Raw genomic sequence first — 11,360 nt, forward strand, 5'->3', positions numbered from 1 at the left:
GCCTGATAATGAAACAAGATTATATAAAGAATTTAAACAATAACTTATTATCTATAGAAAATATTGAGGAAAAGGAAAAACGACATGAGTTTGAGTCGTTAGTATTTAATAGGGATATTACGAATTCAAATATTAAGCAGGGTCTAGATGAAATTAAAAATTATTAGGCCTAATTATTTTTTTAGGTGGTGTAAATGTGAAAAAACAGATAACAAAAGTTAACAAAGAAAAAGAATACAACGAATATGTCAAAAATAAGATACCGAAACCTAATTATTTAAAAAATTGCTTTTGGGCATTTATAGTAGGTGGGGCAATCTGCACCTTTGCACAGTTCATCCTAAATATTCTAAAGAACCAGGGTTTAGATAAAGCTGATTCGGGAACGATAACAACTATTATAATGGTATTTTTAGGAGCTTTTTTTACTGGGTTAGGTGTTTATGACAAGCTGGGAAAGAAAGCAGGTGCTGGATCAATTGTTCCAATAACGGGGTTTGCAAATTCAATTGTTTCACCTGCAATGGAATTTAGGACCGAAGGCTATATACTAGGAGTGGGAGCAAAAATGTTTAGTGTTGCTGGTCCAGTGTTAGTATATGGATTTGGATCATCGGTTATTATTGGACTGCTGTATTACTTTTTCACTAAATAAGGAGGGATATATTTGGCATTAAAGAAAATCGGAACTCAAACAGTAAAATTCGATAGTCCACCAATAATTACTGCAGCCTCAAGTACCGTAGGACCAAAAGAAGGAGAAGGGCCTCTAAGTCAGTATTTTGATGTAGTACTAAAGGATGATCTATATGGTGAAAAGAGCTGGGAACTCGCAGAGAGTAAGATGCTTCGAGAAACCGTAAGATCAGCAGTAGAAAAAGCAAATAAAACAATATCTGATATGGAATATATGCTTTCTGGCGATTTACTAAATCAATTAATGTCAGCATCTTTTGCAGCTAGAGATTTAGGTATTCCATTTTTTGGACTTTATGGAGCCTGTTCTACAATGACAGAATCCCTAAGCTTAGGTTCAATGCTTATTGATGGTGGATATGCAGATAATTTGATAGCAGTAACATCAAGCCATTTTAGTGCTGCTGAAAGACAATTTAGATTTCCATTGGAGCATGGAAATCAAAGAAAGCTTACAGCACAATGGACAGTAACAGGAGCTGGAGCAGCAGTAGTATCTTCCTTTGGTGATGGGCCAGAAATTAATTATGTAACAACAGGAAAGGTTATAGATTTAGGTATAAAGGATGCCAATAATATGGGAGCTGCCATGGCGCCGGCTGCTGCAGATACAATAGTTAAACATTTTGAGGATACAGGATTACCAACTAATTATTATGATCTGATTGTCACAGGAGACCTAGGTCAGATTGGTAAGGAGATAACAGAAGAGCTAGTCCTTGACAAAGGGTACGATATATTGAAAAACTATAATGATTGTGGCCTTTTGATATTTGATAACTTGGCTCAAGATACACATGCCGGTGGAAGTGGATGTGGGTGCTCAGCTTCGGTATTTTGTGGATATATATATAAAGAGATGATGAATAAAAACCTAAATAAGGTTTTATTAATTTCTACAGGTGCACTACTTTCTGTTACAAGTACACAGCAGGGTCAATCAATACCAGGAATTGCCCATGCTGTATCAATAGTAAATAAGGGAAGTTAGGAGGCTATATATGGAATACGTTAGGGCTTTTGTAGTAGGAGGATTGATTTGTGTTGTTGGACAGCTTTTAATGGATGGCACTAAGCTTACTCCAGCCCATGTTTTAGTTGCATTTGTCACATCGGGAGCTATCTTGAGCGCCTTTGGTATATATGGACCTATTGCAGAGTTTGGTGGAACTGGTGCGACCGTACCATTAACAGGATTTGGACATAACTTGGCAAAGGGAGCAATTGAATCTGTTGAGAAGGCTGGACTGCTAGGTGCCTTTACTGGAGGTATAGAGGCAAATGCAGGAGGCGTGGCCGCAGCCGTTGTATTTGGCTATACCATGGCGGTAATTTTTAAGCCTAAAAGCAAAAAATAAAGAGTGTCTGGAAATACATAACGGAAATTATATCTGTTTATAATTTTAAGGAGTTTACAATTTCCGATGTATTAAAACTATGGCTAGAAAGGATATGACTATGGATAAAAAAAGAAGGATAATAATTGTTACTGATGGTGATGGATTTGCAAAAAGAGCTGTAGAAACAGCTACTACAAACATTGGGGGTAGATGTATCTCAAGTTCTGCAGGAAATCCAACGCCAATAAGAGGTAAAGAAATAGTTAATTATGTAAAGCAGGCGAAGCACGATCCAGTGGTAGTAATGGTAGATGATAGAGGTCATAATAGAACTGGAAAGGGAGAAGAGGCATTAGAATACTTAGTAAATCATCGTGATATAGAAGTTCTAGGAGTAATAGCAGTTGCTTCAAATACACATTATGTTAATGGTGTCGATGTTGACTTTTCTATAACATGTGACGGTGAGATAATAGATGGTGCAGTGAATAAATCAGGAGAAAAAACAAATGAGAAAACCCTTTTTGGCGATACTGTTGATGTATTAGGTGAATATAGTATTCCTTTAATTGTAGGAATAGGAGATATAGGCAAGATGGATGGGAAGGACGATTGTGAAATAGGAGCTCCAATTATTACAAAGGCTATGGAGGAAATAATAAGTAGGAGAGGTAATAAAAATGAAACTCTCAAAGAAAATAAGTGAAAACATTGAGGTATTAGATAAAAGTTTAGGGATATCTAAGAGCTTTGATGTAGTAAATAGAGAAGTAAAAATAGGGGGAAGAGCAGCATCCTTAATATTTGTCGACGGGTTTGCTAAGGACGATATAATGCTTTTTATACAAAAGACCCTTCAAAGTTTGGAAAGGGAAGATATAAATCCAAATACTATTGAAAAGCTAATGACGGAAAAGATTGCGTATCTAGAAGTAGAAACAACTGAAGATACTGAACAAGTCGAACTCATGGTTTTATCTGGCGCCTTGGCCATCTTGATAGACATGGAAGATAAAGCAATCATTTTAGATGTAAGAACATATCCTGCCAGAGGCCCTGAAGAACCTGAACTGGAAAAGGTAACTAGAGGATCACGGGATGGGTTTACAGAGACCTTGGTGTTTAATACTGCACTAATAAGAAGAAGGATAAGAGATCCAAATTTAAGATTTGAGATAACAAGGGTTGGTAAAAGATCTGCTACAGATGTTGTTATAGGCTATATTGAAGATATAGCAAATCCCAAGCTGGTTGGAGACTTAAAAAAGAAAATCGATGAAATAGATACAGATGCACTGGAAATGGCAGAAAAGACGCTAGAGGAGTTTGTTTTAGGAAAAAATTGGAATCCTCTTCCGCAGGCAAGATATACTGAAAGACCTGATGTTACAGCATCTCACCTGTTGGAAGGCCATATAATTATTATTGTAGATACATCACCCAGTGTTATGATAGTACCCGTTACAATGTTTCATTTTACTCAACATGCCCAGGACTATTATCAAAATCCTGCGGTAGGAACATATTTTAGGTGGGTAAGATTGCTAGGTATAATATTTTCACTAATAGTTCCACCACTATGGCTTTTACTAGTATACTACAAGGGAAGTACCCCCGAATGGCTTGAGTTTCTAGGGCCTAATGAGACAGGAGAAATACCGATTTTTATGCAATTTGTTATACTTGAACTAGGCATTGATCTATTAAGGATTGCATCAATACATACTCCAAATGTTCTATCAACATCACTTGGAATTATTGGTGGCTTGATTCTAAGTGAATTTGCCATAAAAGTAGGATGGTTCGTTCCAGAGACAGTACTGTACATGGCTGTGGCCACCCTAGGTATGTTTGCCACACCTAGTATAGAGTTTTCAATGGCACTAAGACTCTTTAGGCTTATTTTACTTATATCAACGGGCTTGTTCAAAATATATGGATTTGTGATAGCTTTAATATTTATATGTATAGTCTTTATAACAACAAAGTCCCTTGGGTATATAAGATACACATGGCCTCTTATTCCATTTAATAGTAAAGCGCTAGCGACTATATTAACGAGAAAACCAATACCTGAGGTGAGAAGTAGACCAGGTTTTTTAAAACCTATTGATAAAGATTCAGCTCCCCCAGATGAGGAGACTCCAAGTTAATCGAGAAGCATAAAAATAGAATTTTTTCTAGAAAAAAGAAATGAGTTAAGGTTTTAGGATAAGAAAAACCCGGTAGATCACTACCGGGTTTTGGTTTATTACCAATCATATCCATTGTTATTATTATCTTCGTCATTATCGTTACTATCTACTTCTTCCGAGTTTGTTTCCACTTCAGAATTATCTAAAGGAGATTTAATAGTTCCATCTGGATAAATAATCGTACCATCTATAAGTATCTTACTACCATCAGGTAAAACCTTAGTACCATTTGGTAACACCATAGTACCGATAGGTAAGTCTTCGAGAGGCACATTACCTTGATTGAAAGAAGATGTATGAATATCACAATATTCTGTTGGAAGCTCATCCTTAAAATCTGTTGGAACAATTCCATCATGTTCCTCAGGAATGTATGGTACAGGCCTTTTTACCATTATTCTCTTTCCAATTAATGTATCAGGACAATACTCAGTAGCAAGCTTTCCACTTTCTTCGCATATTACTGCTTCAACATGAACATCATCGTACTCTGTCGGTTGCGTACCTGCAATAAAGTATTCGCTTCTAACTGTACCAGCTTGCTGAGAAAGCTCTGTTGGAAGCTTACCTGACTTAGTATCTATTGCTACACGAACAATACCTTCTGGCTTTTCAAATTCCTTATCTGGTAGATCCTTATGGACTTCTGTCATAATTTTGCTCCAAAGTATAGCACTTAGTTTACTTCCATCAGGAAGAGCTGTTTGCAGGTCATTACCTATCCACACTCCAGCAGCATAATAAGGAGTATATCCCACAAACCATGCATCGATTTTATCTGAGGTAGTACCTGTTTTACCAGCTACTGACATATTTTTTACTCTAGCCTTTGTTCCAACCCCTTGCTCTTCGACACCACTTCTCATGATATCTGTCATGAGAAAGGCAACTTGAGGGCTAACTACGTAATTCTTCAAAGGTTTATTTTCTAAAATGACACTACCATTTTTATCTGTAACCTTTGTAAAAGAGTAAGGCTTTATATGAACCCCTTTGTTTGCTAAACTTCCATAGGCAGAAGTTAATTCTAAAGGTGAGATACCATTAGTCATACCACCTAAGGCCATGGCCGCAGAGTTCATATCACTTCTAGGTCCCGATTCAACTACTGATGTTATCCCCATTTTCTTTAGATAGTCAACCGAAGTAGATACTCCAATTCTTTCGGAAAGGACTACTGGAGGAACATTAGAAGACCATTGTAAGGCCTTTCTTATGGTCATAAGACCCCAAAAACCGTCACGATACCAGTTTTTAGGCCATCTATTTCCATTTCCATCATAATGAGGTACATCATCTATAATTGATGCCGCTGTCCAGCCATTATCAAGGGCAGGTGTATATATTGCAAGCGGCTTAATTGAAGAACCAGGCTGTCTTGGGTTTATTGCTCTGTTAAACTGTTTTTGACCTTTTATATTTCTTCCGCCTATTAAGGCTTTTAACTCACCGGTCCTATAGTCCACAATTACAGCAGAGGATTGTGGTTGAATTGTGCCTTGACTACTAATGCTGTAACTATCTTTAGCAATTAAAATATTTCCGTTACCATCCTTTGTAAAAAAGTCAGGCGTTGAATTTAAGAACTCACTTGATACAACTAAGTTTTTACTTTTATCCAGAGACTTGTATTGCGGAGGAATTCTAACAGAGCCGCCCTTATAACTAAACAATTCATTTTTATCATTTATCTTATAAGAATCCTTTACTCTTACTAAAATACCATCTTTTGTATTAGTGAATCCTAATCTATTATTTTTAAGCAATATCAAATCACCGTTGTCGCTATACTTGAATTGCCCCTTAGATATTATTAAATGACCATCTTTAGAAACAATGTTGTCCTGTTTAAGTAAAACCACTGTATAACCAACTGTTTTACCATTTTTCTTCACAGGTTTTAAAATGTTTCCAGCCTTATCCTTTTTTGAAGTTATCTTTGGAAAATTCTCGTTATTGGCATAGATGTTCTCAAGCTTAGTCTGCATATCTAAATCTAATGTACTGTAAATTTGCAACCCTTGAGTATATAACATGTTTTGAGCTTCTTCCCTTGTGGTAATCTCATCAGGGAATTCAGCCATAAGAGCTTCTATTACCTCATTCTTAACTAAATCAGTGAAAAATGAAGAAATATCAGTATTTTTAAGTTTTCCAGGTTTTAGCCTTGTTTTCAAATCTACACTTTTAGCTTCTTGATATTCAGCTTCTGTTATAAAGTCATTAATTCTCATAAAATATAGAATATCGCCAAATCTATCTAGAGATTCTTCGTTAAAAACTATTGTATAAAGCTCATCACTATCATCTAATATGTAGTCATCATCAGAAACATTTACTTTCTTTTTTGTAATAAAAGGTGAATGTCTAGTAGGGCTTTGCGTAATCCCAGCTATTAATGCTGACTCAATTAAATCCAAGTCCTTAGCATCCTTTGAAAAATATGTTTGAGCAGCTGCTTGAACACCCTTTGCACCACTGCCTAAATATATAGTGTTAAGGTACGCTTCAAATATTTGTTCCTTTTTCAATGCTCTTTCAATTTGAACTGCATAATAGGCTTCTTTAATTTTTCTGGTTAGAGATTTTTCGCTTTTAATTTCAGCTAAATAGATATTTCGCGCCAACTGTTGGGTAAGTGTACTTGTACCCTTTGGCATCCTTTTATTTTTTAGACCTTCAATCATTGCCCCAGCTAATCTTCTATAGTTAAAACCCTGGTGTTCGAAGAAAGTTCTATCCTCAGTAGCGATGAAAGCATTTTTCAAGTCCTCATCTATATCTTCATACTTAACAACAGTTCTTAAACCAGTACTTTGGATTTTCTCTAAAAGGTTACCAGAACTATCAAAGATTACAGAATTTTCATCTAACATCATAGGAATTTTTGATGGATCAACAGGTTTTACATCTTTTAAAGCTGCCTTAACAAGACCAACGGTTACTCCCGCTCCCACAAACCCAACAACTATAACAAGTAGGAATGTGATTTGCAGAAAAAGTAATATTTTATTTTTCTTTTTAGCTTTTGTTTTTGTCTTACTACTCCTTTTTTCTTTATTTTGCCTTGATCTACGTCCATTACTTTCACTCATAAATACTTACCTCCCAAATTTGCATAAAAGGCCTAAAAACAGTGTAAACTATAAAAAATATTATATCATATCAAGGGAATCTTGTTAATTCTATATTAAACTGAAAAGAATATAAATACTAAAAATATGGAAAAAATTCAATATATTACAGCGGTAAAGATGTCATTCATATATTGAGATAATTTCTATTATTTTCTTGTCAGGATAAATATAATATGGTAGTATAAATATAATATTTAATTAGTTAAAGACAGTGAAAGAGCTAAGATGTAAGTAATTAATTTGTAGACTTTATTAAATGAATAAATCTTGATAGCATTGTCATTATTGATTCATTTTTTAAAGAACGTTTTGTGGAATATTATGGCATTTAGTTCCACATTTTTCAAATCTTAAATTTTTATTAATTATTGATATCTTTAAGTAGCGGCCTATGGTTACAAAATAAGAGAGCAGATCGGGTGGTGAAAGATCTGTAGTACATGGGAATGCGAATTACACTCTGGAGTTTCGAAGCTAAAAACTTCGACGGCTTACACCCGTTATAGTGGATAAAGGCATATTATTATGTAAATTAAGGTGGTACCACGGGCCTTCTCGTCCTTAAATGATGAGGAGGTCCTTTTTGTATTCTAATAAAGGCTTGGGTTAAGGATAATACTAACCATATAGAGATTCCAGTCAAAACTTTAATTTATACACATCAAAAAATCCCCAGAGGGATCGGATATTTTAATATGTATAAATTAAGGTTTACTTGGAACTCTCTACAATAAGACTTTTGAGCCTTTTATAATCATGCTAGCTTAAAGTAGCATGACTATATTTAGAGGGTATACAATATTTTGAAATAGTATAGGAGGGAAAATTATGAAGAACGTTTTTGATACGTTGATGGAACGTGGATTTATTCAGCAAACTACCCATGAAGATGAGATTCGTGAACTTTTAGGTAAGGAGTCTGTTACTTTTTATATAGGTTTTGACCCAACTGCTGATAGTTTACATGTAGGACATTTTCTTCAAATAATGGTAATGTCCCATATGCAAAAAGCAGGACATAAGCCTATTTTTCTAATTGGTGGTGGAACTACAATGGTTGGTGACCCATCTGGAAAAACAGACATGAGAAAAATGCTTACACCAGAGCAGATAGAGCATAATGGGGAGTGCTTTAAAAAGCAAGTTGATAATATGCTTGACTTCTCAGAAGGAAAAGCAATAATGGTAAACAATGCTGACTGGCTAATGAACCTAGAGTATATTCCATTCCTTAGAGAGGTTGGAAGACACTTTTCAGTTAATAGAATGCTTGGGGCAGAATGTTACAAGGCACGTTTGGAAAAGGGATTATCATTCTTAGAGTTTAACTACATGATCATGCAATCATATGACTTTTTACAACTATATGACAAATACAATTGTAAACTGCAGCTTGGTGGTAATGATCAATGGTCAAATATAATATATGGTGCAGATTTGATTAGAAGGGTAAAGAGTGAGCCTGCCTATGGAATGACTTTCACACTTCTGACAACAAGTGAAGGTAAAAAGATGGGTAAAACTGAATCAGGTGCAGTTTGGCTTGATCCTGAGAAAACATCACCATATGATTTCTACCAATACTGGAGAAACGTTGATGATGCTGATGTTGAAAAATGTTTATGTCTATTAACATTCTTACCAATGGATGAAGTAAGACAGCTTGGTGCCTTGGAAGGATCAGAGATAAATAGGGCAAAGGAGAAACTTGCCTTTGAAGTAACTAAACTTGTTCATGGTGAAGAAGAAGCTAAAAAAGCCCAGGAAGCAGCAAAGTCATTATTTGGTCAGGGAGCAAATGATGAAAATATACCATTTACTGAGATTCCAAGATCAGAGTTTGCAGAAGGTATGGGAATATTAACTCTTTTAGATAGAATCGGAATAGTTCCATCAAAGAGTGAAGCTAGACGTATTATAAAAGGAAATGGATTATCAGTTGAAGGTGAAAAGGTAACAGATCCTAACTCTGTTATAAAAGAGGAAGATTTTAAGGATGGTAAATTACTTATTAAGAAGGGTAAGAAGGTATATCATCAAGTGAGATTAGTTTAAAAGGTGAAAAGCGGATAGAAGGAAAAATTGGGGTGTTTCATAATGAATGAATTTCAATATAGTATAGAAATTCGTCATTGTGAAACACTTTTTTTATGAAATTAATCAAAAAAACGGGCAATAAAATAGTACTTAAAACGCTGACATAATCGCTTCTAACGTAGTATTAAGTTAATACTATTTAACTAATACTAAGAAGTGATGGGGGAGATTAAATTGTTAAAATGGAAGAGTTCAGAGGGATTACAATCCCTAGCTGTGCAGCTTGTAAAACAAAATAGTATTTCTGGAACGAAGAACGAAATAGGTATGGCAAAGCTAATCTATAGCCTACTTGAGGAGATACCATATTTTCAAGAAAATCCACAAAATCTATTTTTACAGCCCTTAGAGGAAGACCTTCTAGGAAGAAATTTTGTTACAGCTTTAGTTGAGGGAAGGGGTAAAACAAAGGATACATTGATATTAGTTGGACATATGGATACTGTAGATATCCAAGATTTCATTACCTTAAAGGAATATGCCTTAGATCCATATGAATATACAAAGAGATTAGATGCAGAAGGACTTCCAAAGGATGCCAGAGATGATTTGCTTTCCGGGAATTGGATTTTTGGTAGAGGAATTATGGATATGAAGACCGGTGTTGCATGGCAAATGGCCCTATTAGAGGAATATAGTACTTTAGAAGATTTTGATGGCAATCTGCTTTTTATTGTTGTGCCCGATGAGGAATCCAACTCCTCAGGAATATTATCAGGAATACCATTTATAAATAAAATAATTGAAGATAAGAATTTGAATCCTATTGCCGCTTTGAATTGTGAACCTAATTTCGGAGCTTATCCAGGAGACAATAACAAATATATTTACTTAGGGACTGCTGGAAAACTTGTCCCGGGTTTCTATTTTGTGGGTAAGGAGAGCCATGTTGGTGAATCATTATCAGGGGTAAATGTTAATTTAATTGCTGCCGAATTTATTAGAAGATTGGATGTCAACACGGATTTATGTGATGTAATGGATGGAGAGGTAACGGTACCTCCTACTAGCTTAAAATACAAGGATTCTAAAGAATTATATTCGGGACAGACCCCTGTAACATCCGTAGCTTATTATAATATTCAGACCCTACAAATGTCTCCAAAGACAGCATTAGAGAAATTAAGGGAAATAGCTGAAGAAGCCCTCGATGCAGCCATAGAGAAAGTAAGGGTTCATGGAGAACGATACAGAGGTATGTCTGGTTTACCCGTTGAGGTAAGAGACTTTAAGCCAAAGATACTATACTATTCAGAATTATATGGGTTAGCACAGAAGGCCCATGGAGAAAAATTTGTAACACATATAGAAAGTTGTTTAAAAAAGTGGAAAGAAGATTCATCAATGGACGAGCGTGAGTTAAATTTAAAGCTAGTTTCCGAGGTCCATAGATTTTGCTCTATTAGTGAACCAATGATTGTACTATATTATACGCCACCCTATTACCCCCATGTGGGACTTAAAGACAATAATGAATTCGATAGGAAGTTAATTGGATTAGCTGATAAACTGATTGATAAGGCTGATAGAGACTATGGTGAAAAGATACTAAAGCAGAAGTACTTTCAAGGTTTATCGGACCTAAGTTATTTTGCTCTACAGGATGCAGAGGATGTTATTGAATATCTGGCAGGGAATACTCCTTCGTGGGGATGTAGATATAAATTCCCTATAGAGGAAATAAAGAAGCTAAATATCCCGGTATTGAATTTTGGTCCCCATGGAAGAGATCCCCATAAGTATACAGAACGGATATTAACGGATTATTCCTTTGATATTGGACCAAAGCTATTACGTTTTTTAGTAAATGAAATCTTTAATTTATAGACATTATTGAGAAACTATATACAGGGGTAAGATTGAGAAGATTAAATAATTTAAGCTTCTCAATCTCA

The 11,360-nt window shown here is 35.3% G+C and carries 9 protein-coding genes; 8 read left to right on the forward strand and 1 reads right to left on the reverse strand.

Features of this window, described 5'->3' with window-relative positions:
- Positions 1-8 precede the first annotated feature (8 nt).
- The 6 genes from R9X47_RS26385 to R9X47_RS26410 all read left to right on the forward strand — a co-directional run bounded on the left by R9X47_RS26385 (position 9) and on the right by R9X47_RS26410 (position 4,189).
- Entirely contained in the window at positions 9-167 is a 159-nt protein-coding gene (locus R9X47_RS26385; protein ID WP_432664036.1) for a hypothetical protein, read from the forward strand.
- A gap of 29 nt (positions 168-196) precedes the next feature.
- Positions 197-655, forward strand: a complete 459-nt coding sequence (gene spoVAC, locus R9X47_RS26390; RefSeq protein ID WP_432664037.1) for a stage V sporulation protein AC — start codon at positions 197-199, stop codon at positions 653-655.
- Positions 656-667: 12 nt separating this feature from the next.
- Positions 668-1,687: a stage V sporulation protein AD gene (gene spoVAD / locus R9X47_RS26395; RefSeq protein ID WP_432664038.1), complete on the forward strand. Its 1,020-nt coding sequence runs from the start codon at positions 668-670 to the stop codon at positions 1,685-1,687.
- Between the two features lie 10 nt (positions 1,688-1,697).
- A complete protein-coding gene (spoVAE, locus tag R9X47_RS26400; protein WP_432664039.1) occupies positions 1,698-2,054 on the forward strand; it encodes a stage V sporulation protein AE in 357 nt (118 codons plus the stop codon).
- A 100-nt stretch (positions 2,055-2,154) separates the two neighbouring features.
- Positions 2,155-2,742: a stage V sporulation protein AE gene (locus tag R9X47_RS26405; protein ID WP_432664040.1), complete on the forward strand. Its 588-nt coding sequence runs from the start codon at positions 2,155-2,157 to the stop codon at positions 2,740-2,742.
- Complete coding sequence (locus R9X47_RS26410) at positions 2,717-4,189, forward strand: spore germination protein (protein WP_432664041.1); 1,473 nt, start codon at positions 2,717-2,719, stop codon at positions 4,187-4,189. The genes R9X47_RS26405 and R9X47_RS26410 overlap by 26 nt, the downstream gene beginning before the upstream one ends.
- Before the next feature lie 98 nt (positions 4,190-4,287).
- Here R9X47_RS26410 and R9X47_RS26415 read toward each other — a convergent pair whose 3' ends face one another.
- A complete protein-coding gene (locus tag R9X47_RS26415; protein ID WP_432664042.1) occupies positions 4,288-7,326 on the reverse strand; it encodes a penicillin-binding protein 1A in 3,039 nt (1,012 codons plus the stop codon).
- Positions 7,327-8,196: 870 nt separating this feature from the next.
- Between R9X47_RS26415 and tyrS the strand changes: the two genes are divergently transcribed.
- Both tyrS and R9X47_RS26425 read left to right on the forward strand, forming a co-directional pair.
- Complete coding sequence (gene tyrS / locus R9X47_RS26420) at positions 8,197-9,423, forward strand: tyrosine--tRNA ligase (RefSeq protein ID WP_432664043.1); 1,227 nt, start codon at positions 8,197-8,199, stop codon at positions 9,421-9,423.
- 216 nt (positions 9,424-9,639) lie between these two features.
- A complete protein-coding gene (locus R9X47_RS26425) occupies positions 9,640-11,292 on the forward strand; it encodes a M20/M25/M40 family metallo-hydrolase (protein ID WP_432664044.1) in 1,653 nt (550 codons plus the stop codon).
- The last annotated feature ends 68 nt before the right edge of the window (positions 11,293-11,360 follow it).

The sequence above is a fragment of the Wukongibacter baidiensis genome, from assembly GCF_050888315.1.
Classification (GTDB): domain Bacteria; phylum Bacillota; class Clostridia; order Peptostreptococcales; family Caminicellaceae; genus Wukongibacter; species Wukongibacter baidiensis.

Bases quoted from the DNA above. Each gene is read 5' to 3' on its own strand.
- spoVAE (WP_432664039.1), top strand. From the start codon at position 1,698: ATGGAATACGTTAGGGCTTTTGTAGTAGGAGGATTGATTTGTGTTGTT.
- R9X47_RS26415 (WP_432664042.1), bottom strand. From the start codon at position 7,326: ATGAGTGAAAGTAATGGACGTAGATCAAGGCAAAATAAAGAAAAAAGG.
- tyrS (WP_432664043.1), top strand. From the start codon at position 8,197: ATGAAGAACGTTTTTGATACGTTGATGGAACGTGGATTTATTCAGCAA.
- R9X47_RS26385 (WP_432664036.1), top strand. From the start codon at position 9: ATGAAACAAGATTATATAAAGAATTTAAACAATAACTTATTATCTATA.
- R9X47_RS26410 (WP_432664041.1), top strand. From the start codon at position 2,717: ATGAAACTCTCAAAGAAAATAAGTGAAAACATTGAGGTATTAGATAAA.
- R9X47_RS26405 (WP_432664040.1), top strand. From the start codon at position 2,155: ATGGATAAAAAAAGAAGGATAATAATTGTTACTGATGGTGATGGATTT.